The organism is Micromonospora sp. CNZ280 (genome assembly GCF_011759515.1).
The window spans coordinates 376220-402044 of record NZ_JAAOYP010000002.1 but is presented as its reverse complement, the minus strand read 5'-3'; the positions used below and the strand labels follow the sequence as shown (position 1 = coordinate 402044).

Here is a 25825-nt window from a genome sequence, read left to right as displayed (position 1 = left end):
CGACTCGGCTCTGGGCTGCGGTCAGGTCACCGGCACGAAACCGGCCACGACGCCGCTGTACGCGACCCCGAACGTGATGGCGGTGACGATGACGGTCGCCATGATGGTGGCCTTCGGCGGCTGCCGCACGAGCTGGTACGCGATGAGCCCAGGGATGACGAAGCCCAGCGTCTGGTGGGCGAACAGCAGCGGAAGGTCACGTTGGACGATGACGAACAGGGTCAGCTGCAACAGGACGCTGAGTAGCACGATCGCCGCGAACAGCCGCTTGCCGTAGAGGATCACCACCCGTTGCATCAGCAGGGTGAGCAGGTAGGTGAGCACGGTCATCCCGGCGATGATCACCGCCTGCAGTTGATCCTCGATGAGCGTCAGGGCGATCCACCCGGGCGTGATCATGCCGCCCGGCGAGAGGTTCGTGGTCAGATAGCACAGCAGCGCGAACACCAGGCCGATCCCGAGGCTCGCGGTGGCCAGTTGGGCGCTGAGTTCTCCGCCGAAGGTCATCGCTGAATCCTTTCTCCGGTCGGCGTACGAAGCGTGGAGGCCGATGGAGACCCGTCCTCGCAGGTCCAGCCCGGCAGTTCCGCCAGCTTGTGGATCAGGACCTCGCCCTGCCCGTGGATGTTCCCCACGGCGACGATCGAGGAGTCGGCGGGCGTCTCCGCCATCACGCCCTCCAGCAGGCGGTCAGGGGCGAGCTTGCCGCCGATGTCGACCACCCGGTCCTGAAGCTCCGACGGCACGCTCGTCCGCGCGCTCTTGGTCACCTCGCCGATGAGAACGATCTTCTCCGGTCGCACCCGGCCGCTGAGTTCACCCATCTGCCCGTTGCGCTCGATCCGGTCCGGCCGGCAGTTGACCACCATCGTCAGCGGACGGGTGATGAGGTGCTGATTCTCCAGTTGCTGGATGTTCATGAAGGTGGACTCGGGATCGTTGGCGGCGAAGATGTTGGCGAACCGCATCCGCTTGCTGCCGTGCATCACCCGCGCCACGGACAGCACACCGGGGTCGGGCGGGGCCTCCCACATGCCCCGCAGCGCGCTGTGCCGGTCGACGCCCAGTTGTTCGGCGACGGCCAGCGCGATGGCGACGTTCTCCTTGAACGTGATCCACCCGAACCCGTCCATCTCGCGGTCGGTCACCGACTCGGGATCGACCGCGATCAGGCGGCAGTCGCGCCGTTCGGCCTCCTCCTGCAGGATCGCCAGCCGTTCCCGCTCGGCGGTGATGCAGACGCCACCCACCGGCATGGACCGGCTCAGCGACCGGGCCACATCGTCCAGGGTGGGACCCATCTCGGCGAGATGGTCCTCGCGCACGTTGCACAGCACCCCGATGTTCGACCGGATCAGCTTGCTCTGGTTGACCTCCTGCAGCGCCGGCATCACCGCCATGCACTCCATGACCAGGGCGTCGGGGTGGTAGACGGCGGCCCGCCGCACGATCCCGATCTGCTCCACCACATTCGCGATGCCGAACTTCCGGTGCACCGGCTCTTCGCTGGCGTCCGGGAAGATGAACCGGGCCGCCGTGCCGGTGGTCTTGGCCACCACCACCCGCCCACCGCCGCGCAGCGCGCCGGCACAGAGCCGGGTGATGGAGCTCTTGCCGCGAATGCCGTTGACCAGCACGCGGTCCGGGATCTTGTCCAGATTACGGTTGTGGTTGCGGTGCTCGACAATCCCGGCGACGAGCAGAGCCAGGCAGCAAAGGACGAATACGACGTATAGATATGCCACGTCAATCCCCTTCGTCTCGGCCGGCAGACTGTTGACCGCCGCGATAGACGGTCGGCGGGGCGACCCTCTCCGGACCGGCTGGCGCTGGCACCTCGGGGAGCACCACGGTCGGGTCGTCCTCCGTGCCGCGTATCCGCGGCACACCGCCCAACCGATCCGAGCCGGTGTGCCGGGCCTGACGGCAGACCTCCAGACACATGGCCAGTTCCCCGATGTCGTCGTGCCGCTGCGGCGGGACGGGCGTCTCGACCGAGCCGCTGCGGATCCGGTCGGCTTCGGTCGCCAGCCGCCGCAACGGCCGGGCGAAGACGTAGTACTGCCACACCTGACTGAGCAGCACGACACCGGTCGCGGCGCCGGCGACCAGCAGCGTCCACCGGCGTCCGTCGCTCTGCGGCAGCCGCAGTCCGGCCAGGTCCTGCTCCACGACCAGGGACCACTTCAGCGGAGCAACCGTGTTGGGCTTGTTCAGGCCGGCGGCGGCGATCAGGGCCGCACCGCCCCCAGGCGTCTCGGCCCGCCCCACGGTGCCGCCCTTCAACGCCTCGGCCGCGGCGCCACGGGCGCTGCCCTTCAGTTCCTCGAAGGCGCGGAAGCCCTCCGAGTCGAAGACCGTGCGCAGATCCTCGTCCACGATCCGGGCCTGACCGTCCACCTCGCGCAGCATCCCCAGCAGGTAGTCGATGTTGTACTCACCCACCGTCGCGACCCCGTTGGAGCCGACCCGGAAGGCGTAGACCACCGGGACTCGGGCGGTCTTGTCGTCCAGGTCGATGCCGGCCTCACCCCGCAACGGCTCCTTCCGCAGCGGCTCGCGTCCGGCCGAACTGATCACCGATCCGCTCGAATCCATCAGGTAGAGGGTGCGGAACCGCTGCTTGTCGGCCAGCTCGTGCTTGAGCAGCGGCGTCAGCTGCGCAGGGTCGCTGGACTCGGCAGTCTGCGAGACGCGGATCACCGTCTGCAGCCCGTTGTTGAGCGCCTTGCCCATCATCGTGCTCGCCGCCTCGGCCCGGCTCTCCTCGTCCTTGACGAGCTGGTCGGGAATCGACGGCTTGGGCGCGCCGAGGGCGGCCGCCACCGCCGCCGCCGGCCAGAGCAGAGCTACGACCGTGGCCACGGCCAGGGCCTGCGTCACGGTCGGCCGCCAGCGCCACCGCCACCGGGTGCGCGAGCCGCTGGTCGACGAGGTGTCGCCGGAGGTGGAAGCCAGCGCCCGGGCGATGCGGTGCGCCTCCGCGATCCGCAGCGGATGTCGCGTGGCCGGGGCGGCGCCGGAGGCGTTGGCCTTGGCCTGATCGAGCAGTGAGCGCACCGGACGGACCAGCGCCAGCCGCATCAGCAGGAAGCTCGGCACCGCCAGCGCCAACAGGGTCAGGCCGAGCAGGAGACCGCGGACCGCGGAGGTGCCACCCGCCTCCTCGGCGACGATCAGGGTCGCCAGCGTCACGCCGGTGTTGCCCACCGGAGCGGACGAGACGACCAACTGGCGGTCCTGCCACTCGGTCACCCTGATCGGGTGGCCCTCGCTGGAGTCGGACTGTGCCAGCTCGCCGAAGACCACCGGCAGGTGGACCTCGTCGACGGCGCTGACCCCCTGCATCAGCGTGCTCTTGCCGTCCGGCGTGAGCACGAAGACGCCCTGGCGGGCCTTGGGATTGAGCCGCAACTCGTCTACGTTGAGCGGTTGCATCGCCAGCAAGGTCCGCGACTGGTCCAGCACGATGCTGCGGATCAGCGCCGGACCGTCGGCCGTGCTGACCGGGAACACGTTGGCCGGCAGTGTCGGCGGCAGTTGCTCGAGCGGCAGCTGCGGCCCCAGGGTCGCCAGCGGGCGCCGGCTGGCCGTTTCCATGATCGTGGCCCCGTTCCAGGTGGCTCCGTCGCCCACCGCCTGTTTCAGCAGTTCGGGGTCCGGCGTCCCGGGTGCCCGGGTGGAGACCCGCTGGTCGAGCTCCTCGACCGAGTGCTGGATGGTCATTCGCGTGCTGGTCGCGACCTTCGACACGTTGTCCCGCTGCGAATCCACCACGGCGGGGGGCACGCCCCGCTGATGGTTGACGGCGAACCCCAGCACGATGGCCGCCGCCAGGCACATCGTCACCCAGAGATACACCAGCGAGGGTGTCCCGGAACCCGCTGGAAACCCGGCAGCCGGTAGCTGCTGCTCCAGGGCGCGTCGCCGCCAGGCGACCATCTCCTCCGGCGGCAGCTCGGCCGGCTTCCCTGTCACGGGAGCCTGGCCACGGAAGCTCTGCTGTTCTGTGTCCCGGTCAGCCGCAGGCTGTTCGCCTTCGCTCCTTCTGTTCATGGCGACCCCTTCCCTTCCGTGATCACCGGAAGTTGCACGGTCGAATCGATCATCGGACTCGACGGGGTGAGCCAGCATCACCTCACCGGGACGAACCTGGGCATGCCTCGAACCTCTGCCGGACCCCGCCAAGCGCTGGATGGGGCGGTATGACCCGATCATGGGATTCGGCAGGGTGAGGCGGCCTCACCCTGCCGAGATGAACCCGAGGGGGAAGCTCTTCTCGAGCGCTGTCGCGGAACTGGCTCAGCGGAACCGGCAGGCCGTCGACGGCCGCGGGGGAGCGCCCGGCGCACTCCTCCGTCAGCCGCCGCCGTCGGGGCCGGTTGGCCGGCGGGTCGTCAGCCCCCGGTGGCCGTACCGTCCCGACGTGGGTCCGCCGCGCCGAAAAGCTGACTGCCGCGAACCTCGATCGCCGTGAGACCGCTGTCCAGTGCGATGAGTCTGGGACAAGGGTGCCGCCGATCGACGAGGCTGGGCATGCGCAGTGCGATTCGTCTGTTCGCCTCGATCTCCGAGGGTGCGTCCCGCTCCCCGTCACAGTCGCGGGTGATGTCCTGCCCGCTGTAATGGCCCTGGCTGATCGCCCGTGCCGGGGTCATCCCGTCGACGATCACCCCTACGATGGTTTGCACCACGTAGTCAGGGATGTGGGAGCCTCCGGCAGCCCCTACCACCAGCCTCAATTCCTTGCCCGTACCGTCCAGTACGAGCGTCGGCGCCATCGAGGCCGTGGGTCGCTTCCCCGGCTGCATGACGTTGACGGGCTTACCCGGCGAGACGGACGACGTGTCGGTGAAGTTGTTCAACGCGTTGTTGAGGATCATCCCCTGCGCTTCCAGGTGCGACCCGAAGTGACTGTTGATGGTGGTCGTCATGGAGACGGCGTTGCCGTCGGCATCGACGATGCTCACGTTGCTCGTCGGGTCGCCGACATCCACCGTGGCGGGTTCATCGCCCACCTGGGGTGCCGGCCGTGGAATGCCCGGCGGGTCGCCCGGCTCGACCGGTCGGATCGCCCGGTCGGGAGAGAAGAGGGAGAAGCGCTGGTCGAGATACCGGTCGTCGAGTAGCCCGTCCACGGGCACGCCGTGAAACTCCGGGTCACCGACGTAGGCGCGCCGGTCGAGGTTCGCCAACCGGCTGGCCTCCACCGAGAGATGGACCCGGGCGGGCGAGCCGGGCTCCGTCTTCTTCACGTCGCCGCGTTCGAGCAACCCCAGCATTTCCAGGACCGCCACTCCGCCGAACGCGGCCGGCGGCGAGGTGCACACCGAGACGCCGAACGGCTTCCGGCAGACCTCGGTGCGCTCCACTGTGTTGTAGTCGGCGAAGTCCTGCGGGGTCATCAGGGAGGGAATCACCACCGGACCCGCCGTGTTGCCCTTGAGCTTGATCGGTCCCTTGGCCGCATGCTGGACGATGGCCGGGGCGATCTTGCCGTTGGGGTCGTAGAACGCCTGCGCGCCCTTGTCCCGCACCTCCCGCAGCACCTCGGCGATCTCCGGGTTGTACAGCGTTGTTCCCACCGGCTTCGGCTCGTCGCCGTCACAGTAGCGGGGGCGCAGGTCGGGATAGTTGCAGCGTTTCCGCCCGTTGAAGCGCTGCTCGAAACCATCGTGCAGGTTCGGGGACATCGGGAAGCCGTCCGCGGCCAACCTGATGGCGTCGTCGAAGAGTTGGTTCCACGGAAGGGTGCCGTACAACCCGTGCACGTTCGCGAGCACCCGAAGCGTGCCCGGAACGCCGAACGCACGTCCGGTTGCCGAGGCGTCGTTCGGGAAGCGGTCCCTGCCGAGGTCCTTGGCCTCCTGTGCGGTGGGTGTGCGGAGATTCTCCGTCACGTGCTGCGGCGCTCTGGCCATGCCGTCGAAGAACCGGATGTCGCGCTTGTCCTTGTCCCAGTGGTTGATGAGTGTGCCGCCAGCGAGCCCGGAGGCGTGCGGCTCCACGACAGCGAGGACGGCCTGAACGGATACCGCGGCGTCCGCGGCGCTGCCGCCCCTGGCAATGATCTTGCAACCGGCCTCAGCCGCGAGCGGATGGGCGGCGGCCACCATGAACTTCTCGACGACCGCGTCGTCCTCCCGGCCGCTCTTGCTTCTCGGATTCTTCGTACAGGCCTCGGCGGGCGCAGCGACCGTATGCGCGACGGGTGCTACGGCCACGGCGGACATACCCAGCGCCAGCGCCAGCGCGGGAATGAGAAGGTGCGCCCTGCGTCCGAACATGGAGTGACCTTTCGAGATCGGTCCGGAGTGGAGCGTTCTCGCTGACCATCGCGAGGCTCCGTAGCCGGAATGCATCTCCCTGTCTTGTCTCCCGGGCCTGCCGCCCGCGCTGTCCTGCCCGGCGTCCCTCGACCGCAGGCGAGCTCACCGCCCGAGCAGGAGGAACCGCTAGGGGCATCATCGATGTCACCTGGGTGATGGCGCAGGACATCGCCGGAAGTCGTGGCTCGCGGGGCGAAGGTGTCGCCGGTGATAGCGGAGATGGTTCGTGGACGTCGACCGGCCACGCAGGCCGACCGGCAAGCCCCGCTCGTCCCCCGAATGGCCGCTGGTGGCGATTCGACGGTTCCTTCCGCCACGGTCCGGGCTGTCCGGTCCGAAAGGCGTTACCCGGCGGAACACGGCCATCTCACGCTCAGTGAGGAACCGGCCCCGAGAAGTCCACGCTGTGTTAGCGTCGGGGAGGCGGGCCCCGTGCTGTGCGGCACGTTCCACGCCATCACACGGGATCTCATCGCCCTGCCGACAACAGGTGGTCAGGCGCCACGCGCGACCATCACATCCGTCCGGAAGACCGCGCGACATCCACCCGAGGAGCAATCGTGCAGCAACGGATCGGTGACCCCGTGGGACACACGCGGTGGCGAAGGTTCGCCGCGATGCTGGTGCCGGCGAGCGCGGTTGCCGCCGGGATCGTCTTCGGCATGGCCAACGGCGCGATCGCGGCCTCGTTCGCCGTGTCCGGGCAGACGTTCAAGGTATCGGCCTCGGAGCTGCAGGGGGAGGGCTTCGTCCAGTACGGCGGGGTCGCCGAGGAGGTCGACGGTACGGAGCACCCGGTGGCCGTCACCGGCATCCGCGAGGCAAGGCTCTTCGACCTGTGCCAGTCCGTGCGGGCACCGGGCGCTCCGGTGGTGCTCACCATCACCGCCGGCGGTGGGGGCAGGCCCGCCACGGCGAGCGACCTGCTGCTCGATGTCGAGTCGCTCGAGGGCGACGTCAGGTTCACCAACATCAACATCGGGCAGGACGCGTCGACCCTCGAGGGCGGCCCGGACGGCGCCAAGGGTCCCAGGGGCGCCTTCGGCCAGCAGGCCGACGCGGTGAACATCAAGAACCTGCGCCAGGTGGCCCGCTCCACCCAGGCCGGGACGTTCAACCTCACCGGGCTGCGGCTGAAGGTCAACGTCGGCCAAGCCGCCAAGGAATGCTTCTGATCCGGCCACCCGGGCCTCCAGGGCGGCGCGCTCCGCGTGCCCTCCCCACACCCTCCACTCCTCATTCGGCAGGAGGATGCGTGACAGACGCCGAACCCCAGCAGGCCCAGCCTGGCCGGCGCCGCCTGGCACGGGGTGGCCTCCGCCGCTGGCGGCGGACCCGGCCCTTCTGGGGCGGCCTGCTCACCGGCCTGGCCGGCCTCGAAATCTTCGGCACCACCCAGATGTCGCTGGCTGGTCTCTCCTTCCAGACGGGGCCGACGGGTTTCCTCTCCTGGCTGATCCCCGCAATCCTGGTGACCTGCGGGTTGCTGATGTGGTTCAAGCCGCAACACCGGGTCCTCTACGCCGTGGTCGCCGCGGTCACCGCGCTCTTCTCGCTGATCGGGGTGAACCTCGGCGGCTTCTTCTTCGGTCTGATCCTCGGCATCGTGGGCAGTGCCCTGGGCTACGCGTGGACGCCGGAGCCCGCCGCCGTGGTCGGACGCGGGGAGCCCGAAGACGACGCGACGACACGCGTGTCGACCGGGGAGGGGCGGGGTGGGTCGCCCGACGCCGCGCGGGACGAGTCACCGGACGAGGCGACGACGCGACGCGATCCGGCGGCCGGGCCGGGCCCTGACCGACCGGCCCCCGGTGCAGGACCGGCGCCGAGCGGAAGCAGCCGGCCGTCGTCGACGAGCTGATGTCGGGCCGGGACGGCAGCGGTCCGCGCGTCGTCGCGCGGGCGCTCGCCGACGAGCACCCCTGCGGGCCGGGGACGGCCCAGCGAACCGGTGACGTCCTGCCTCGCAAGCCCGACCGCCGGACCGTCGCGGTGCTGCTCGGACTGCTCGGCCTCGTGGCCGCCGTGGCGCCCGCCGCGCTCAGCCCGGCGCGGGCGTCCGCGGTGCCGGCCACGGTGCGGGACGGACCTACCTGCCCGAGCCCGCCGGGACCGGGCGTGCCGCAGGGGAGTACGCCCGCGTCGTCCGGCCCGCGCGGCATCCGTCCGGCTGACTGCGACCGACCGAAGTCGTTCCCGGGCGCGACCGGCGGCGTCGACGCCGGTACGGCGTTGCCGTGGATCAGCGCCGATCCGGGGCAGCCGCTGGTCGCGGCGATCCCCGCGAAGCTGACCGGCTCCACGGTGACCATGAGCGGGCTCCGGCTGGAAGGGATCGTCCGACTGCCCACCGCCGACGGCACCCTCACGACGTTGAAGTTCAGTATGCACGAGGCGGTCACCGAGGATGTCGTGCTGCGGCCGCCGGGCCCGCCGGACCGGACCATTCGGCTCGCCGCGGTGACGGCCCGCGGTAGCGTCGCGCTCTACGCCACCCGCTTCGTCGGGCGGCTCCCCGGCTTCACGATCACGCTGGCTCCCGACCTGCCGTTGCCCGCCGGCGTCCCGATCATGTCGCCCGGTGCGGTCACCCTCACCGATCCCGCCATCGACCTGGCCTTCGTCAAGAGCGACACGGTCAGCGTCCGGTAGGAGAGCCGTTCGCAGGACCTGCGCCGGGACGGGTCGTGATCGGGGAGGCGCGCTCGGGTGACAATGCCGGGGTGGATCACGCGGATCTGGTCAGGTTGAGCAAGCGGATGTCGCTCGCGCTCCGACACGAGCCCGGCCGGTTCGGCCTCGCGCCCGACCGGGCGGGCTGGGTGCCGGTCGCGGAGTTCCTGGCCGCGCTGCGGATCGACCGGGCCGACCTCGACGCGGTGGTGGCCGGCAACGACAAGCAGCGGTTCGCGGTGGAGCGGGGCCCGGACGGGGCGGAGCGGATCCGGGCCAGCCAGGGGCACTCGATCCCGGTCGACCTCGGGCTGCTGCCGGTCCCGCCGCCGGACCGGCTCTACCACGGCACCGGCGCGGCGGCGGTGGCGTCGATCCGGGCCACCGGCCTGCACCGCGGCGGGCGACACCACGTCCACCTGTCGCCGGACGTCGAGACCGCCCGCCGGGTGGGCGCCCGGCGGCCCGGGTCCGTCGTGGTGCTCACCGTCGACGCGGCGGCCATGGCCCGCGACGGGCATGTCTTCTACCGCAGCGCCAACGGCGTCTGGCTCACCGACGCGGTGCCCGCCCGCTACCTGACCGGCACCGAGTGACCGTTCCGCCGGCCGGACCGGCCGTGCCGTTGCCGGCCGGCGGCGCCGGCCCTCAGCCGGTATGGCGGGCGAGGAAGTCGGCCAGCACCCGGGTGTGCGTGGAGAACGCCAGCTCGGTGGGCTCGGTGAGCACCAGCCACTCGGTGGCCTCCTCGGTCGGTGCCGAGGGCGGCAGCTCCTCGACGGGCCGCTCGGGCAGTTCGCCGAAGAGCATCATGGTGCCGCCGGCCGGGGCGCTGTGCACGGCGAAGAGCCGCGCGTCGGCGGCGTCGGCGAGCAGGCCGGTCTCCTCGCGCAGTTCCCGCACCAGCGCGTCGTTCCACTCCTCGCCGTACTCGACGAAGCCACCCGGCAGCGCGAGCAGCCCGCGGGCCGGCTCGATGTCCCGGCGGACGACGACCACGCCGAGACCGGCGGCCGTGCGGACCGGCAGCACCGCCACCGCGACGGGCACCGGGTTGCGCCAGACCGTCTGCCCGCAGACCGCGCAGCTCCGCGGCCACTCGGCCCCCGCCGGGTAGGCGGCCCCGCAGTAGGAGCAGTGGGAGTACGGCACGCCACTCATGCCGCAGCACGTTACCGGCCGGGGCACGGGCCCTCAGGACGGGCGTCGCGCGGTTCCCGGGGCCCGCCGCCCCAAGGTTGTGCGGCCGCCGCCGCGGGCGGGGCGCCGGCAGGTCAGCGTGGCCGGCCGGCGGCCGGCCGGCGGCGACGGATCCCCTCACTGGTGACCGCGTGGTAGGCGATCATGACGATGATGGCGACCAGCCCGACCATCGGGTCCACGAACCAGCCGAGCAGCCCGGCCAGACCGTAGAGGACCAGGCCCGTGATCGGCCGCCGTTGCTGTGCCCGCATGTAGGTGTGATCGACACCCGCCGCGCGCATCTCCGGCCGCCGCCGCAGGTAGCCGAAGACCACCAGCCACGGCAGCGACATCAGCGCCGCGGCGAGCGCGTAGAGAGCGACCGCCGCCTGCCGGTCGTGCCGGTCGCCGTGGTCGGTGAACGCCGAGGCGAGCACCGCGGTCGGAAACGGGATGATCACCACGCCGAACAGGATCGCCAGGTTGATCCAGTTCAGGGCCAGATTGGTGCCGCGCAGCAGCCGCAGCAGCGCGTGGTGGTTGAGCCAGAGAACGCCGACGTAGCCGAAGGAGATCACGAAGGCGAGGTAGGCGGAGCCCTCGTGCAGCAGTGCGGTCAGCAGTTCGCCCGGCTCGTACGACGGGACGCGCAGTTCCAGCACGAGGAGGGTGATGACGATCGCGAAGACGCCGTCGCTGAACGCCTTCATCCGGTCGATCTCGGCCAGGCTGGAGCCGCCCGCCGGGTCCCGCTCCGCCGCGGCCACGAGGGCAAGCTACCGCCGTCGGGGCCGGGCCGGTGCCGCATCCGCGGCGACCACCCGGACGGACCCTGGGTGCCGCCCGGTGCGGCGCCGGTGCTCGGGATGGACCCGCCCGGCGACCACCTGGTGGCCCGGCCGGCGCGCCGGTCAAGGTCGGGCGGATCGAACTGCTCGACGTTTCCCGGCCGCTGGGGCCGGGCCGACGTCTTCGGGCGCGGCCGCGCCGACCGGTGAGCGCGCTCCCTGGTGCCCGGCTCGGGCCGGCGGATAGCGGACGCGCGGCCCACGCCTGTGCCGGTGGTCGCGGACCGGGCCGGTCGGGGACGTTTGCCCAGGCCAGCTGCCGGGAACGCGGGGTCGCCCGGCCGTGCGGCGCGCGCCGCCCGACGAAACGGACGCCGACCACCGATGACGTACCGTCCGGCAGTTGCCACCAGCGTCCCCGACCTGACCGTCCTCACTCTGGGGGTGGAGGAGGAGTACCTGCTGCTCGATCCGGCCACCGGAGAGAGCCTGCCGGTCGCCGACCGGGTGCTCACCGCCCTGCACGGCACCGTCCGGGACCAGAGCCGCCAGGAGTTCCGGCACAGCATGGTGGAGATGGTCAGCCCGGTCTGCGCCGACCTGGGGGAGTTGCGGGGGCACCTGGTCGGGTTGCGGCGTTCCGCGGCGGCGGCGGCCGAGGCGGCCGGCGCCCGGCTGGTGGCGGTCGGCGCCACGCCGGTGCACGAACCGCACCGGACGGTGCCGGACAAGCCGCGCTACCACGCCATGTCCCGCCGCTTCGGCCCGGTGGCGCACGACCCGGCGGTCTGCGGGTGCCACGTGCACGTCGGGGTGCCCGACCGGGAACTGGCCGTGCAGGTCTGCAACCACCTGCGGCCGTGGCTGCCGGTGGTGCAGGCGATCACCACCAACTCCCCGCTGCACGACGGCCGGGACACCGGGCACGCCAGCTGGCGGTCGATGCAGTTGGAGCGCTGGCCGAGCATCGGGCCGACGCCGCACTTCGACTCCGTCGCCGACTACGACCGCACGGTGGACGACCTGATCGCCGCCGGCATCATGCTCGACGCGGCGATGGTCTACTGGTACGCCCGGCCGTCGGCGGCGTACCCGACGGTGGAGGTCCGGGTCGGCGACGTCTGCCCGACCGTGGACGACACCGTGCTGGTCGCCGCCCTGGTCCGGGCGCTGGTGGCCACGGCCGTCGACGACGTCCGATCCGGGGTGGCCGCTCCCCGGATCCGCAGCTGCCTGGTCTCGGCCGCGCACTGGCGGGCCGCCCACGACGGCCTCGACGGTGACCTGATCGACCTGCACGGGGGCGGCGCCCGGCCGGCCTGGGACCTGGTCGACGAGCTGTTCGCCGCCGTGACTCCGGCGCTGGTGCGGCACGGCGACCTGGACTACGCCGTCGCGCAGCTGATCCGGCTGCGCGGCGAGGGCACCGGCGCCACCCGTCAGCGGCGCATCATGGCCGACACCGACGGCGACATCCGCGCCGTGCTCGACCACCTCGCCACCCAGACCACCGCTGGCTGACCACCGCCGGCTGACTGGGCGGACGTCGGCAGCGCCCGCCGCGGCCCGCACCCCCGGTGGCTCACCGGATGTCGTGCGTCTGGAGCCAGAGTTCCAGCAGGCCGAGCTGCCACAGCTTGTTGCTGCCGGCGGTCGCCTCGGCCCGGTCCGGCTCGGCCAGCAGCTCGGCGACGTACTCGGGACGGAACAGCCCGCGCTCGCGGGCGGCCGGCGCGTGCAGCGCCTCGGTGACCAGCTGACGCACCGGGCCGTCCACGTTGCGCAGCGCGGGCACCGGGAAGTAGCCCTTGGGCCGGTCGACCACCTCGACGGGCAGCACCTCGCGGGCCACCTCCTTGAGCACCGCCTTGCCGCCCTGGGCCACCTTGTGCTCGGGCGGGCAGGCCGCTGCCAGCGCGACCAGGTCCTGGTCGAGGAACGGGGTGCGCACCTCCAGCCCCCAGGCCATGCTCATGCTGTCCACCCGCTTGACCGGGTCGTCGGGCAGCATCAGGTGGGTGTCCAGCCGCAGCACCGCGTCCAGCGCGGTGTCCGCGCCGGGCGCGGCCAGCTCGGCGGCGAGCAGCTCGCGGCTGGCGTCGTGGTCGCAGGCGTACGCCGGGCTGACCACCCGGCGCAGCTCCGCGTGGTCCCGGTCGAAGAAGGCGGCGGCGAACGCCTCCGCCGCCCCGTCCCGGGGCACCCCGGCCAGCGGCTGGTGGTAGCCGTACCCGGCGAACACCTCGTCCGCGCCCTGCCCCGACTGGGCCACCTTGACGTGCCGGGCCACCTGCTCGGAGAGCAGGTGGAAGGCGACCACGTCGTGGCTGCCCATCGGCTCGGTCATCGCCAGCACGGTACGGCGTACCGCCGGGACCAGGTCGTCGTCGGCGAGCCGGATCCGGTGGTGGTCGGTGTCGAAGGCGCGGGCCACCAGGTCGGAGTAGTGGAACTCGTCGCCGGTCTCCTCGTCGCGGCTGTCGAAGCCGATGCTGAACGTCTGGAGGTGGTGCTGGCCGGCCTCGGCGAGCAGCGCCACGATCATGCTGGAGTCAAGGCCGCCGGAGAGGAGCACGCCGACCGGCACGTCGGCGACCAGCCGCCGGCGTACCGCGGTGCGCAGCGCGTCGCCGACCAGGGCCCGCCAGTCCGCCGCGGCCAGACCGGCGTGCGCCGGGTCCCGCACGTAGTGCGGCCGCCAGTAGACGTGGTCCCGGCTGCGCCCGTCCGCCTCGACGATCCGCAGGGTGGCCGGGGGGAGCTTGCGCACCCCGCGCAGCACGGTCCGCGGCGCCGGGACGATCGAGTGCCAGGACAGGTAGTGGTGCAGGGCCACCGGGTCGATCCCGGTGTCGACGTCGCCGGCGCGCAGCAGCGCCGGCAGGGTGCTGGCGAACCGCAGCCGGCCGGGCGTCTCGGCGAGGTAGAGCGGCTTGATGCCGAGCCGGTCGCGGGCCAGCAGCAGCCGGCGCCGCCGCCGGTCGACCAGGCCGATGGCGAACATGCCGACCAGGTGGTCGACGAAGCGTTCCCCCCAGTGGGCGTACGCCACCAGGATCACCTCGGTGTCGCTGGTGGAGCGGAACGCGTGCCCGGCGGCGATCAGCTCCGCGCGCAGCTCCGGGTAGTTGTAGACGCAGCCGTTGAAGACCAGGCCGAGGCCGAGGTCCTCGCGGACCATCGGCTGGGCGCCGGCGTCCGAGAGGTCGATGATGGTCAGCCGGCGGTGCCCGAGGGTCACCCAGCCGTCGCGCCACAGCCCCTCGCCGTCCGGACCGCGCGACCGCATCGCCTCGGTCATCCGGGTGACCGCCCCGGCGTCCGGCGTCGAGCCGTCGAACCTCGCCTCGCCGCTGATCCCGCACATGCTCAGCGGCCACCGCTCGCCCGGGGCACCGGACCCACCGCCACCACTCCCGTCCCGCCGATCCCTGTGCCGAACCGCCCGTCCGGGGTCCGGGCCCCGTCCGCAGGACGGGCGGTCCGGCTACCCGCCGGCGCCGCGATCAAACTCCGCCCGGGCCTCGCGGCGATCAACCGGGTGGCGCGGCTGCACACGCCGGCGGGCGCCCGATGGCGTCCCGCGGGCCTGAGCTGCCTGCACTCCGGCCCGCCGGCGCGCCATCCGACCGGGGGTCGTGGCGGATCGAGGTGTGCCACGCGAGGGTGATACCTCAGAGTCATTTTGATGACTGTGAGGTATCACCCTCGTTGTCGAGTGGCCCGCCCGGCAGACTCGCCGCGATCGTCGGCGTGGTCAAACGCCCTGCTCGGTCGCTACGCCGCCCTGGCCGCCTGACCCGTCGTCGTGCCGGCCTGGCGTGGGCTTGCCGGCGCATGACAGCCTCGGCGGCGTGAGCACCTTGCTGGCGCAGCTCCCGGCGCTGTTGGGCGTACTGGTCGGAACGCTGGGCACGATTCTCGCCACGTCGCTGGCGGACCGGGCCCGCTGGCGGCGCAACCAGAGCATCCGGTGGGACGAACGGCGGCTCGACGCGTACGTCGAGTACGCGCACGCAGTCAAGGAGAGCCACGCCGTCGCGCTGCGGATGACCGCCGACCGCCGGCCGGAGTCCCACAGCCACCCGATCGACCGGGAGGCCGGCCTGGCGAAGCTTGCCGAGACGGACGCCCGGCGCACCATCGCCTGGGAGAACATGTTGTTGCTCGGCGACGAGGCGACGGTCGCCGCCGCCAGGGTCTGGCGGGACGCGGTGTGGCAGCTTGAGCGGCTCGCTCGAGGCATCGCCGACCCGGAACCCGACATGGCCACGGTGCTCTCCCGGGCCAACGAGGCACGGGACGGCTTCTACCGCGCGGCCCGGCGCAGTCTCGCCGTCCGGGGTGGCTCGGTGGCGCAGTCCGCGCTACTGGAACAGGCGCTGCTCGACCGCGCGGCCGCGGCCCGCGGAGCCGTCCCACAACCGTCTCGAAACCGTCGCTAAACCGTCTCATTATTCTGGCCGGCGGCCCGGTCCAGGTGGCGGTAGACGGTGGCCCGGGAGACCCCCAGCGCCGCGGCGATGTCGTCCACCGAGTGGGTGCCCGCGGCGTGCATCCGGCGCGCGATCTCGACCTGTTCGTGGCCCAGCGCCCGGGGCCGACCCGGCCGGCGCCGCCGCGCCGCCGGGCCGGACGTCCCGGCGCCGGCGGCTTCGGGGCCGGGCGCGGCCAGCAACCGGCGTACGCCGTCGAGCATGTCCGCCCGCAGCACCTCGTCCGACACGTCGGCGAAGATCTGCCCGTCGCGCTGCTGCTCGCCGCGGTGGCGGCCGCCTACGCGCTGGCCGAGCGGCGGGACATCGGCGCCGGCCTGGTCGCGCCCCGGCGCGGGCCGGCGAACGCCCCGGCCGGGCTGCTCAGCCCCGCCGGGCTGGCCTGGCGGCTGCAGCGCGGCGCGCTGCTCGGCTGGGCGGTCGGGGTGGCCGTGCTCGGGTTCTCGATGGGCATCGCCGCCGACGAGTTCAACGCCATGATCGAGGAGAACCCGGCCGCCGCCGAGGCGATCGCCGCGATGGGCGGCGGGGCCGACCTGGTCGACGCGTACCTGGCCGCCATGCTCGCCCTGTTCGCGCTGACCATCGGGGCGTACGTCGTGCAGGCCATGCTGCGGGTGCGCGGCGACGAGTCCGACGGCGTGCTGGAGGCGGTCCTCGCCACCGGGGTGAGCCGGGGCCGCTGGCTGGGCACCCAGGTGGCCGCCGCGGCGCTCGGCGCGCTGGCCCTGGTGCTGCTCGCCGGCCTCACCACCGGCCTGGGGCACGGCCTGGTCGCCGGCGACCCGGTCGGGCGCGCCGTCGACCTGGGTGGCGCCGCCCTCGTACGCCTGCCGGCCCTGCTCGTGGTGGTCGGCGTGGTGACCGCGCTGGTCGGCCTGCTGCCCCGCTGGTCGGTGGCGCTGTCCTGGACGGCGTTGCTGGTCTTCCTGCTGCTCGGCCAGCTCGGCGCGGTGCTCGAACTGCCGCAGGCCGCGCTGAACCTCTCCCCGTACACGCACGTCCCGTCCGTGCCGGCGGTCGAGGCGACGGCGCTGCCCCTGGTGGTGCTGACCGCCGTGGCGGTGGCCCTGCTCGCCGCCGGCACGGCCGCCTTCCGCCACCGCGACGTCCCCTCCTGACGCGCTCGCTGTCGCACCTTCAGGGAAGTTGTCCCCGCCTCGGCCTTCCGAGGCCACACCTTCCCTGAAGGTCCGAGGCGCCGGTCGCGGCGGTGCTGGACAAACGCAAACCCCGGGCACCTGCTGCGCTGGCTCGGGGTCGGGTTCTTCGTCGCCGGCTTCACCCTCGACCTGCTCGGCTCGTAGCCGGCCGTTGCCCTCGCTACGGAGATCATTCTCGATAGCATGACGATCGTGAACGAGGACGCGGAGCGACTGCTCGCCGCGCGGGAGCCGCGGGTCGCCGAGCTGGCCCGGAGCCTGTCCGCGCTGATCCTGGCGGTCTACCCGGATGCCGTCGTCGGTGGACGGCGGCGACATCGGGTTCGGCAGCGGCACCGGATACACCGGGCTGGTCTTCGTGGTGACGCCGCACAGCCGGCACGTCAACCTCGGCATCGCCGGGGGCGCGACGCTTCCCGACCCAGCTGGCCTCATGGCCGGCACCGGCAAGGTGCACCGGCACGTGAAGATTCGCCAGGCCGACGACCTGGCGCGGCCGGAACTGCGCGAACTCATGGTCGCCGCGCTCGCCCGCGGCGCTGACCACCGACCCGAATAGGCCGTTCACCACCTGACTGATCGCAAGGCGTCAAGCGCTGAACATCCGGGACTTTCGTCTCAGGACCACGTCGTACCAGGCCTTTACGCTTCGTACGTCAGCTGAGGCGGTGTTCGACGGCAGGGGGAGCATGGAGCAGCGGCGCGGGTACTGGAGGGAATCCGGGGGAGGCGTGGGCGCGGAGGAGGCCTGACCGCGCCTTCAAGGCGGCGGGGTTGCCGCCGGACGGAGGAAGGCCTGCCCTGGCGCCCAAGCTCGCTGCGACGGTGAGGCGTCAACGTGCCCGTGCTCCGGAGCCTCGCCGGCCAACATGTCCAACCTGCGGCATCCAACTCCCGGTACACGGCGCCTGCGACTCCTGCAGCTGAGATCAGTAGGCAGACGTGATCGGCATCAGCCTCTCGGATGCCGCCGATCGACGAGTTGATCGCATCTGCTCGTCATCGCGGCCTGAGCGAGGTGGCAGGTGGTCACTGCCTGATGACCTGGTCCTAGGATCACGGCATGCAGGAGGGCCGGTGGACGACGATCACCCCGTCGCAGTTCACGCACGAGCGGGAGGCGCTGGCGCACGTCCAGGCGCTGCTGCCGGACACCGAGCCCTACCGCGCCTGGTCGAACTTCACCTTCACCGCCCAGACCGGCCATCCCTACGAGGTCGATCTGCTGGTCGCCGCGCCCGGCGGGCTCTACCTCATCGAGATCAAGAGCCTCACCGGGCGGCTGACCTCCAGCGGCTCGAACTGGATCCTGCACAGCCCGAACGGCACCCGCACCTTCGACAACCCGCTGCACCTGGCTGACGGCAAGGCGAAGAAGCTCAAGTCCCTGCTGCAGGTCGCCGCTTCGCAGCGCAAGGGACCGCCGATCAAGATCCCGTTCGTGCAGGCGGCGGTGTTCCTCTCCAAGCCGGGCCTGCACATCGGCCTGTCGGAGCACCACCTGCACGGGATCTACGGCCCCGAGCCGGCCCCCGGCCACCAGCCGGGGGCGCTGCCGACCATCGGCTCGCTGCTGCAGCGGCCTCCGCAGGACGAGAAGCACCGGGTCACGAAGGAACTGTCGGCGGCACTCCCGGACCTGCTCGAGGCCGTGGGTATCGCCCGCAGCCGTAAGCACTACGAGATCGGCATGTGGCAGCTGGAGAGCCGTCCGTTCGACCTCGGCCCGACCTGGCAGGACCACCACGCCCGCCACAAGAAGCTGGAGCGCGAGCACCGGCGCATCCGGATCTACCTCGTCGAGCGCAACGCGGTGCAGGCCGAGCGGGCGAGCATCGAACGCGCCGCCAAGCGCGAGATGGTCGCCCTGCACAACATCAACCACCCGGGCATCGTGCGGGTCGACTCGATGGAGTCGCACGAGGCCGGACCGGCCCTGATCTTCCGCCACGATCCCCGCTCGATGCGGCTGGACCACTACGTGGCCCAGTACGGCGCCCGCCTCGACGCCCTCAGCCGGCTGGCCATGATCCGTCAGCTCTCCGAGGCGGTCGCCTACGCGCACCGCCGGCGGCTGCATCACCGCGCGCTCTCCGCGCGCAGCGTCCTCGTCAGCCCGGGTCGCATGCGTCGAGGTGGCAGCGAGGATGAGGCGTGGCTGACGCCTCAGTTGCAAATCAGTGACTGGCAGACGGCGACCCGCGCCGCGGACACCACCGGGGCCAGCAGCGCCGACCCGTTGACGCTCTCCTCGCACACCGCCTCGCACATCGAGCGCTCCGCCGAGGCGTACCTCGCTCCGGAGCTGACCGCGCCGCGGCCGGACCCGGTCGCCATGGACGTCTTCGGTCTCGGTGCGCTCGCGTACCTGATCCTCACCAACCAGCCGCCAGCCGCGAAGCGTCAGGAGCTGCTCTCCCGGATCGCCCGGGACAACGGTCTGCGCCCCTCCTCGGTCGCCGACGGCATCACCGAGTTCGCCGACGAGCTGATCCAGGCCGCCACCGCGCCGGTCCCGGCCCAGCGCCTCACCACGGTCGCCGACTTCGTCGAGATGCTGGAGGTGGTCGAGGAGGAGCTGACCAGCCCGCCGGAGAAATCGGTGCATCCGGAGGAGCCGGAGCCGGTCGACCCGCTGGAAGCCAGGGGCGGTGACACCGTCGGCGAGTGGACCATCAAGAAGCGACTCGGCACCGGCTCCACCTGCCGGGCCTTCCTCGCCCACAACGAGCGCACCGGCAAGGACGAGGTACTCAAGGTCGGCCTCTCCGACGAGAAGGGCGCCCGGCTGGCCCACGAGGCCAGGGTGCTCGGCCCGCTCACCGACTCCCGGGTGATCCGCCTGGCCCGCCCCGAGCCGTTGCAGATCGCCAACCGCACCGTCGTGGTACTCGAGCACGCCGGCGAGCTGACCCTGGCCCGCAAGCTGCGCGACGACGGCCGGCTCACCGTCGACGAGCTGGAGACCTACAGCGACTACCTCTTCGGCGCCCTCGACTACCTGGAGGGGGAGGGCGTCTACCACCGCGACATCAAGCCGGACAACATCGCCATCCGGATCCGCCCGAACCGCACCCGGCAGCTCGTGCTCTTCGACTTCTCGCTGGCCGCCGTCTCGGTCAAGGAGATCGCCGCCGGCACCCCGCGCTACCTGGACCCGTTCCTCGGCAGCGCACACCGGCAGGTCTACGACAAGCACGCCGAGTGGTACGCCCTGGCGGTCACGCTGCACGAGATGGCCTCCGGCGAACTGCCCGTCTGGGGCGACGGCGGCACCGAACCGCAGCTGACCGACGGCCCACCCGTGCTGGCGGTCGAGGCTTTCGACACAGCGATCCGCGACGGCCTGGTGGAGTTCTTCCAGCGGGCCCTGCACCGGGACCACAGGGAGCGGTTCCCGTCGCTGAAGGACATGCGCGATGAGTGGCAGCAGGTGTTCCGCCGCTCCGACGCGAGCACCCCGGTCGGCAGCGATCACCCGGAGATCTCCGCCGACGAGCCGGACGAGAAGGCCGCCGAGGCAGCCCGCGACGAGGCCGCCGGCAGGGCCACCCGCGCCACCGCCCTGGAGGCGGCGGGCTTGACCCCGCGCGCGGTCTCCGCCGCCCACCGCCTGAACGCCAACACCGTCGGCGACCTACTCGCCGTGGCGAACAAGTTCGCCACCCTCCCCGGCCTCGGCGCCAAGACCCGCAAGGAACTGCAGCGCCGGGTCAAGGAGTGGCGCACCCGGCTGGGCGAGCGGGAGACCATCCCCACCTCGGCCGCCGCCCGCAAGGCCGCCACCGCCGAGGTCGCCACGGAGACCACCGCCGGGGCGGGCGACGCCGACCTGGTACGCGTCGGCCTCGACGCGATCGCCACCCTGCTCGTGCCGGTCAAGAACGCCCGCAACGTCGCCGAGGTCGAGGCGACCCGGCTGCTGCTGAACCTGCCCGACGAATCCGGAGCCCTGCCCGCGCTGCCGCTCTGGCCGCAGCAGCCGCAGGTCGCCGCTGCCGTCGGGGTCACCCCCGGCCGGGTCGCGCAGATCCTCGGCAAGCAGCGCAAGCGCTGGCACGGCATCCCGGTCGTCGGCAGCCTGCGTACCCAGATCATCGAGCTGCTGCGCGACGGTGGCCGGGTGATGGGCGTCGCCGAACTGGCCACCGCGCTGCTCACCAGCCGCGGATCGGTGCGCACCGGCGACGCGCTGCGCCTCGCGGTCGCGGTTGCCGCCGTGCGGGCCGCGGTCGAGGTCGACGCGCTCGAGGACGAGCCACGCCTACTGCTGCGCCGGCACGCCCGTCAGGACGTCGACGGCAAGCCGAACCCGCGCGGCGACCGGTTGCTGGTCGCCCTCGAAGCCGGCGAGGACGACGCCCCGGACACCCCGGCCGCGCCGGCGCTGCTCGACTACGCCGACGCGCTCGGCAAGGCCGCCGACAGGCTCGCGGCCAGCGAGGTGCTGCCCAGCGCGGCGACCGTGCTGCGTACCCTCGCGGCGGTGACCGCGCCCGGCGGGGCCGGCGACGCGGTCGACGAGCGGCGGCGGGTGCTGCTCGCCGCGGTGGCCTCGGAGCGGGCCGCGGCGACCGCGCGACTGGAGGTCTACCCCTACGACCTGGATCCGGTGCGGGCGCTGCGGCTGGCCCAGGCTGGCGTGGTGCCGCCGGCCAGCACGCCGGAGGGGCGGCGCGGCCTCACCCCGGATCAGGTCAAGAAGCGGGTCGAGGCGCGGTTCCCGGATCTTGCGCCCCTGCCGGAGCGTCCCGCGCTGGACCGGCTGCTCGCCGAGGCCGGCTTCGAGCTGCGCTGGGAGCGCGACCGGTACGTTCCGCCGGCGACCCGGGCCGGCTCGTCGTCGGTGTCCATCATGCAGCGCCGCCCGTCGGCGACCAGCGCGCCGAGCCGCTGGACGGCCGAGTCACCGGAGCTGGCGGCGGCGATGCGGGCCGAGGAGCGGCTGACCGGCGCGCGGTCCGCCGGTGGGTTCCGGGCCCTGACGGTACGACTGTCCCGGTACGGTCTGGCGCGGGAGGAACTGGTCCGGCGCTTCGAGGCCCGGCCGGTCAACGTGGCCGCCCGCTTCCTGCAGCACCTGCACGCCAAGGTGGACGCCCGTCCCAAGCCGACCTGGGAGACGGTGCTGGGCGCGGACGTGGCCGAGCCGGGTTCGCGGGCGGCGATCAAGCTGGGGGAGTACGTCGAGCAGGCCTGGGACCTGGCCGTGCCCTCGCTGCGTGCAGAGTTGCGCGCTGGCGATGGTCCGGTGCTGCTGTACGACGCGGCGGTGCTGGCGCGGTACCGGGCGGTGGACCGGCTCTACGAGCTGGCCGACGCGGCCCGCGGTGGGGCGGGGGACGTGTGGCTGCTCTGCCCGATGGAGGACCCGGCCCTGCTGCCCAAGCTGGACGGTGCGGTGGTGCGGGTGGGCGACAACGAGTGGATCGCCCTACCGGACGCGTGGGTCGTCAACGCCCATCGCAGCGCGCTCACCGCCTGAAACCCCTGGCCCTACTCGGCGCCCAACGGGTGGCGGCGGTGCGGAGCGTCCTCGTTTTCGGCGTGTCCCGGTTTGCGGTCGGTCCGGTCGGGTGCGCAGACTGTGCCGCGTGAGTCCAGTGAGCCGTGGTCGACGCCGCAACGGAAAGAAGCGATCAGTACGCGGCGGTGCGCCGCTCGTCGTGGTGGGCGCGCCGGAGGAGTGCGACTGCCCGAACTGCGCCGGAGCGCAGCCTACGCCGGAGCAGATCGGCGACCTGCTCCCGCAGTCGGTCGACATCGACGCCATGCAGGATCCGATGGAGGTGGAGATCGCCGCCTCGATGCTGCTGGCGATCGGGGCCGCCCTCGGCGACGACTTCGACCGGGCGTTGCAGGACCTGTTCGTTCCGACGTTCGAGGCGCAGGCCACCCCGGCGGCGCGGGCAATGCTGGCGGGAATCGCCTCGGTCGCGGACGGCGAGGTCCGCCGGGCTGGGGCGGAGGCGGCCCGGCGGCTGGCCGATGCCGGCGTCGACGCACCACCCTGGCTCGCCGAACTGGACGCCCCGGTCACGGTCGAGGAGTGCATCCGCTTCGCCGATCCGGCGGGCGAGACGTTCCTGCTGGCCGGCCGGTTCCAGCGGGCCGGTCGGTGCCACGTTGTCGCCGTCACACTGGACGACTGCGACTGTGGTGCCGCCGGTCAGATCCTGTTGATCGACGCGGACCGGTGGGGCGAGGCGCGCGAGGCGCTCCTGTCGGACCTGCACGCCGGTGGTGTCGACGTGACGGAGGAGAAGCTCCGACCGGCGGACTTCCGCCGTGCGGTGGAGGACGCCCTGAACGCCCGCGCCGACCACGACCGCTCCGACCCGGAGGCGTTGGACGAACTCGTCGACGAAGACGGCCCCGGCTACCGCGTGCTTGCCCTGCTGCTCCGCAGCCGGATCCGGACGCTTCCCGTGGCCCGGCGCAGGAGGGGTCGTTATCTGCAGGACGGCGAACTGGACGTCGCCTCGATCTCCGCGCTGCTTGACCTCCTGGCCTCGGGGCGGCGGGGCGGTGCCGTACCGGCCCAGCGTCGCCCCACCAACCTGCCCGCGAAGCGCAAGAAGTCCGACGGCCCGGCGCCGATATACCAGATCAAGGTGAGCCTGCGGGGCGCCCGCCCACCGATCTGGCGGCGTATCGAGGTGCCCGCCGACGTCACCCTCGCCCGGCTGCACGAGCTGATCCAGGTCGCCTTCGGCTGGAACGACAGCCACCTGCACGTCTTCGAGACGCCGTACGGCAGCTTCGGCCGTCCCGACGCCGACCTCGGCCACCGCGCCGCATCGCGGGTCACGCTGGAGCAGGTCGCCCGCGCCGTCGGGGACAAGCTGCGTTACACGTACGACTTCGGCGACAACTGGGAACACGACATCCTCGTGGAGAAGGCACTCGACCGGGACGCGTCCGTGGCGTACCCGCGTTGTGTCGGCGGGCGCCGTGCCGCGCCGCCGGAGGACTGCGGCGGGGTGTGGGGGTACGCCGAACTGGTGGAGATCCTCGCTGACCCCACCCATCCCGAGCACCAGGACCGGCTGGACTGGCTGGACTTGGACGGTCCGACCGGCTTCGACCCGGCCCGTTTCGACGCGAAGGCGGTGACCGCGGCCCTGCAGCGACCGCGGTAGTGCCGGTCTGCGGGCGCCGCTTCCCGTCCCGCCGTCGCATCGTTGATAGCTCACCGAGTCGACACGCCGACGACAAGCCAGCGGAGCTGCCAGCGATCAAGGCCGCTGTGGCAGATGAACACGCGGCTCACGCCGCGCCTGTGCCACCGGTCAGGTCGGGAAGTCCACCAGTCTTGAGCCAGTCCGCGAACTCGTGTCGCCTTTCCCGGTGATCGTCAACGTCGAGGGCCGTTCGAGACACGGCTGCGTGTCCCTCGGCGAACAGGGACAACAGGGCGGCCTGCTCGGACGACAGGCGCAGGGGCGCGTTTGGGTTGGTGCCGGGGAAGATCTGAGCCGCCTCGAGGTCACCCCGGCGCATGCTGGTCGCGATGCCGATCTTGACGCCCCGGCCGGTCAAGGTCTCCATCAGAACACGGGTGTCGAAGAGGTACGCCGCCGAGATCTGCCACCGATGGTGTTGCACGCCCACAGGCTGCGGCGGGCCGCTGAACACCAGGTAGAAGTCGCAGGGATGTGGGCTGATGTCGATGCCGGTGAACGCGTCGCCGTAGGTCTTGACGTTCACGGTGCGACCGGCGAGCGGACCGGATCGGAAGATGCCGTCGTAGCCGGCCTGGATCGCCGTACGGGCCAGCTCGATGTCGAACACCTGAGCGGCGATGAACTCGCCGATGTCACCCGGCCGAGCTGATCGCCCGGTGAGCGCCGCGATCCGGGCATCCAGGTCGTCGCGAGCCTGCAGCAGTGCCGCCAACTGGTGCAAATTCTCGGTCACGGGGCTGATTCTCTGCGTTGCGTACTGGCTTGACCAGTGAAGCATCGACAACTTTTCGTCATGACGACCTCCGCGCGGCAGCGTGTCGCGGCCTTCTGAGACGCCCACATCGAATCCTGGCTCAAGGGCGAGGACCCGATGCCGCCGCCACTGCCGGAGTGGTTCGCCTCGCTTGCCGGCGTCGGCCCCGGACAGGTCACCGGGACGGCTTCCCGGAGCCCTACCAGGGCGACCTGCTCGGCTGCTCTCGAAAGCCTCGCTGAGGCGATTCCCTGCGGCGAGGAGGCGAACCACCGTGGCACCCAGCCAGGCCGCCCCCAGCGCCTCACCCGAGTGCGTGAGCGCGGCGACCTCCACCGGGTTGCAGGACGGGTACAGGCCGACCGGCAGAGTCCGCGTGAGGGCGTGCGCCCCGGTGCTCGTGCCACCGGGCTTGTCGATGGTGCCCATCGTCTGCCGCTGCAACGCCGCCACCGAGGTGGCCGCCACTGGTGGCCCGCAGGGTTCCGCTGACCGGTATGTTGCCGGCCGTCGCGCCGATCGCGTCACCGAGCATCAGCCCGAGCACGCAGCCCGCGCCCTTGCGAGCTGCTCCGCCGTCGCCTTGGTCATTCCGCGAAGCATAGGGGTGGGTTACACGGGGCAGCCTCGGGTCGGGGGTGCTGGGCGCGGGGTGGAGGCCGGCGAGTTGGACGTAGATCTCGCGTTTGGCGGTCGCCTCGCCACGGCGGTTGAGGACGTAGCCGGTCAGCCAGATCCAGCCGGGGTAGGTCGGCTGGTCGGAGACAGCGACGACGCGGAAGGTCAGGGCGCGGTCCCCGGCGAACTGCACCGAGGCGCGGCCGTCGACGATCAGCAGGTCGCCGGGGGAGGGGCGCGCGGTCACCAGTGACCGGAGTTGTGGTGGTACTCCTGCGGCGGCCGGCACTCCCGCGCGTGCATGGTCTGCCAGTCGCGCAGCGCCCGCTTGATCCGGTCGTTCTCCTGGCTGAGCAGCCGTACCGCCTCGTTGAGGGCGGCCAGCTCGTCGGCCACCCGGGCCTGGAACTCGCGTACCTCATCGGGGTCGAAGCCGCGCCGGCGCGCGGCGAACTCGCGGGTCCGCACCTCGTGCGGCGTCAACCGGCCCGGATAACCGGCTGGGTAGGGCTGGCCACCTCGATACACCTGAGCCACGGCGATCCTTTCCTGAGCAGGCGGGAGCGCGGAAGGTCCCTGCGGTGGGTCTGGAAGGGCGGGCCGTCCGCGCGGGGGCCGCGGACGACCCGCCCGCT

Annotated in this window: 20 protein-coding genes and 1 pseudogene; 11 read left to right on the top strand and 10 right to left on the bottom strand. The window is 72.1% G+C overall.

The window, feature by feature from the left end:
- Positions 1 to 21 precede the first annotated feature (21 nt).
- From FHX32_RS16895 to FHX32_RS16880, 4 genes are all read right to left on the bottom strand, one after another.
- The gene (locus FHX32_RS16895) at positions 22 to 507 is read right to left on the bottom strand and encodes a poly-gamma-glutamate biosynthesis protein PgsC/CapC (protein ID WP_088993458.1); all 486 of its coding nucleotides are present in this window, start codon (positions 505 to 507) and stop codon (positions 22 to 24) included.
- Entirely contained in the window at positions 504 to 1745 is a 1242-nt protein-coding gene (gene pgsB, locus FHX32_RS16890; RefSeq protein WP_167183740.1) for a poly-gamma-glutamate synthase PgsB, read from the bottom strand. The genes FHX32_RS16895 and pgsB overlap by 4 nt, the downstream gene beginning before the upstream one ends.
- A gap of 1 nt (position 1746) precedes the next feature.
- Positions 1747 to 3978, bottom strand: coding sequence for a HAMP domain-containing protein (locus tag FHX32_RS16885; protein ID WP_486481143.1), 2232 nt, complete (start codon positions 3976 to 3978; stop codon positions 1747 to 1749).
- Between the two features lie 419 nt (positions 3979 to 4397).
- A complete protein-coding gene (locus FHX32_RS16880; protein WP_167183734.1) occupies positions 4398 to 6287 on the bottom strand; it encodes a gamma-glutamyltransferase family protein in 1890 nt (629 codons plus the stop codon).
- A 602-nt stretch (positions 6288 to 6889) separates the two neighbouring features.
- Between FHX32_RS16880 and FHX32_RS16875 the strand changes: the two genes are divergently transcribed.
- The 4 genes from FHX32_RS16875 to FHX32_RS16860 all read left to right on the top strand — a co-directional run bounded on the left by FHX32_RS16875 (position 6890) and on the right by FHX32_RS16860 (position 9598).
- Complete coding sequence (locus FHX32_RS16875) at positions 6890 to 7504, top strand: DUF6230 family protein (protein ID WP_167183731.1); 615 nt, start codon at positions 6890 to 6892, stop codon at positions 7502 to 7504.
- 80 nt (positions 7505 to 7584) lie between these two features.
- Positions 7585 to 8190: a DUF6114 domain-containing protein gene (locus FHX32_RS35145; protein WP_486481142.1), complete on the top strand. Its 606-nt coding sequence runs from the start codon at positions 7585 to 7587 to the stop codon at positions 8188 to 8190.
- Positions 8190 to 8981, top strand: coding sequence for a hypothetical protein (locus tag FHX32_RS16865; RefSeq protein ID WP_167183728.1), 792 nt, complete (start codon positions 8190 to 8192; stop codon positions 8979 to 8981). The genes FHX32_RS35145 and FHX32_RS16865 overlap by 1 nt, the downstream gene beginning before the upstream one ends.
- Positions 8982 to 9052: 71 nt before the next feature.
- Positions 9053 to 9598 (top strand): RNA 2'-phosphotransferase, encoded by a 546-nt coding sequence (locus tag FHX32_RS16860; protein ID WP_167183725.1) that lies wholly within the window; start codon positions 9053 to 9055, stop codon positions 9596 to 9598.
- A 52-nt stretch (positions 9599 to 9650) separates the two neighbouring features.
- On the opposite strand, the gene FHX32_RS16855 is transcribed toward FHX32_RS16860, so the two are convergent.
- Both FHX32_RS16855 and FHX32_RS16850 read right to left on the bottom strand, forming a co-directional pair.
- Positions 9651 to 10163, bottom strand: coding sequence for an NUDIX domain-containing protein (locus FHX32_RS16855; RefSeq protein ID WP_167183722.1), 513 nt, complete (start codon positions 10161 to 10163; stop codon positions 9651 to 9653).
- Positions 10164 to 10276: 113 nt separating this feature from the next.
- A complete protein-coding gene (locus tag FHX32_RS16850; RefSeq protein ID WP_167183719.1) occupies positions 10277 to 10951 on the bottom strand; it encodes a TMEM175 family protein in 675 nt (224 codons plus the stop codon).
- Between the two features lie 69 nt (positions 10952 to 11020).
- On the opposite strand from FHX32_RS16850, the gene FHX32_RS16845 reads away from it, so the two are divergent.
- Both FHX32_RS16845 and FHX32_RS16840 read left to right on the top strand, forming a co-directional pair.
- On the top strand, positions 11021 to 11182 hold the full coding sequence (locus FHX32_RS16845) for a hypothetical protein (protein WP_167183716.1): 162 nt from the start codon (positions 11021 to 11023) through the stop codon (positions 11180 to 11182).
- 174 nt (positions 11183 to 11356) lie between these two features.
- Positions 11357 to 12493, top strand: a complete 1137-nt coding sequence (locus tag FHX32_RS16840) for a glutamate--cysteine ligase (protein ID WP_167183713.1) — start codon at positions 11357 to 11359, stop codon at positions 12491 to 12493.
- A 61-nt stretch (positions 12494 to 12554) separates the two neighbouring features.
- Here FHX32_RS16840 and FHX32_RS16835 read toward each other — a convergent pair whose 3' ends face one another.
- On the bottom strand, positions 12555 to 14339 hold the full coding sequence (locus tag FHX32_RS16835) for an N-acetylglutaminylglutamine amidotransferase (protein WP_167183710.1): 1785 nt from the start codon (positions 14337 to 14339) through the stop codon (positions 12555 to 12557).
- A gap of 487 nt (positions 14340 to 14826) precedes the next feature.
- Between FHX32_RS16835 and FHX32_RS16830 the strand changes: the two genes are divergently transcribed.
- Positions 14827 to 15417: a hypothetical protein gene (locus tag FHX32_RS16830; RefSeq protein ID WP_167183707.1), complete on the top strand. Its 591-nt coding sequence runs from the start codon at positions 14827 to 14829 to the stop codon at positions 15415 to 15417.
- Here the strand turns inward: FHX32_RS16830 and FHX32_RS16825 are convergent.
- Positions 15414 to 15698, bottom strand: a complete 285-nt coding sequence (locus tag FHX32_RS16825) for a helix-turn-helix domain-containing protein (protein ID WP_486481141.1) — start codon at positions 15696 to 15698, stop codon at positions 15414 to 15416. The genes FHX32_RS16830 and FHX32_RS16825 overlap by 4 nt on opposite strands.
- A gap of 12 nt (positions 15699 to 15710) precedes the next feature.
- Between FHX32_RS16825 and FHX32_RS16820 the strand changes: the two are divergent.
- The 4 genes and pseudogenes from FHX32_RS16820 to FHX32_RS16805 form a co-directional block, all read left to right on the top strand.
- Positions 15711 to 16589, top strand: a pseudogene (locus tag FHX32_RS16820) (anibiotic ABC transporter); the annotation flags it as partial.
- Positions 16590 to 16920: 331 nt separating this feature from the next.
- Positions 16921 to 17190, top strand: coding sequence for a DUF1801 domain-containing protein (locus FHX32_RS16815; protein WP_167183701.1), 270 nt, complete (start codon positions 16921 to 16923; stop codon positions 17188 to 17190).
- Positions 17191 to 17694: 504 nt separating this feature from the next.
- Entirely contained in the window at positions 17695 to 22116 is a 4422-nt protein-coding gene (gene pglW, locus FHX32_RS16810; RefSeq protein WP_167183698.1) for a BREX system serine/threonine kinase PglW, read from the top strand.
- Positions 22117 to 22225: 109 nt separating this feature from the next.
- Complete coding sequence (locus FHX32_RS16805; RefSeq protein ID WP_208418825.1) at positions 22226 to 23773, top strand: plasmid pRiA4b ORF-3 family protein; 1548 nt, start codon at positions 22226 to 22228, stop codon at positions 23771 to 23773.
- 127 nt (positions 23774 to 23900) lie between these two features.
- On the opposite strand, the gene FHX32_RS16800 is transcribed toward FHX32_RS16805, so the two are convergent.
- Together FHX32_RS16800 and FHX32_RS16790 are read right to left on the bottom strand one after the other, a co-directional pair.
- On the bottom strand, positions 23901 to 25001 hold the full coding sequence (locus FHX32_RS16800) for an ADP-ribosylglycohydrolase family protein (RefSeq protein ID WP_208418824.1): 1101 nt from the start codon (positions 24999 to 25001) through the stop codon (positions 23901 to 23903).
- Positions 25002 to 25433: 432 nt separating this feature from the next.
- Entirely contained in the window at positions 25434 to 25727 is a 294-nt protein-coding gene (locus FHX32_RS16790) for a DivIVA domain-containing protein (protein WP_486481140.1), read from the bottom strand.
- Positions 25728 to 25825 lie beyond the last annotated feature (98 nt).

Bases quoted from the DNA above. Each gene is read 5' to 3' on its own strand.
- FHX32_RS16835 (WP_167183710.1), bottom strand. From the start codon at position 14,339: ATGTGCGGGATCAGCGGCGAGGCGAGGTTCGACGGCTCGACGCCGGAC.
- FHX32_RS16855 (WP_167183722.1), bottom strand. From the start codon at position 10,163: ATGAGTGGCGTGCCGTACTCCCACTGCTCCTACTGCGGGGCCGCCTAC.
- FHX32_RS16815 (WP_167183701.1), top strand. From the start codon at position 16,921: ATGCCGTCGTCGGTGGACGGCGGCGACATCGGGTTCGGCAGCGGCACC.
- pglW (WP_167183698.1), top strand. From the start codon at position 17,695: ATGCAGGAGGGCCGGTGGACGACGATCACCCCGTCGCAGTTCACGCAC.
- FHX32_RS16880 (WP_167183734.1), bottom strand. From the start codon at position 6,287: ATGTTCGGACGCAGGGCGCACCTTCTCATTCCCGCGCTGGCGCTGGCG.
- FHX32_RS16800 (WP_208418824.1), bottom strand. From the start codon at position 25,001: ATGGGCACCATCGACAAGCCCGGTGGCACGAGCACCGGGGCGCACGCC.
- FHX32_RS16840 (WP_167183713.1), top strand. From the start codon at position 11,357: ATGACGTACCGTCCGGCAGTTGCCACCAGCGTCCCCGACCTGACCGTC.
- FHX32_RS16865 (WP_167183728.1), top strand. From the start codon at position 8,190: ATGTCGGGCCGGGACGGCAGCGGTCCGCGCGTCGTCGCGCGGGCGCTC.
- FHX32_RS16895 (WP_088993458.1), bottom strand. From the start codon at position 507: ATGACCTTCGGCGGAGAACTCAGCGCCCAACTGGCCACCGCGAGCCTC.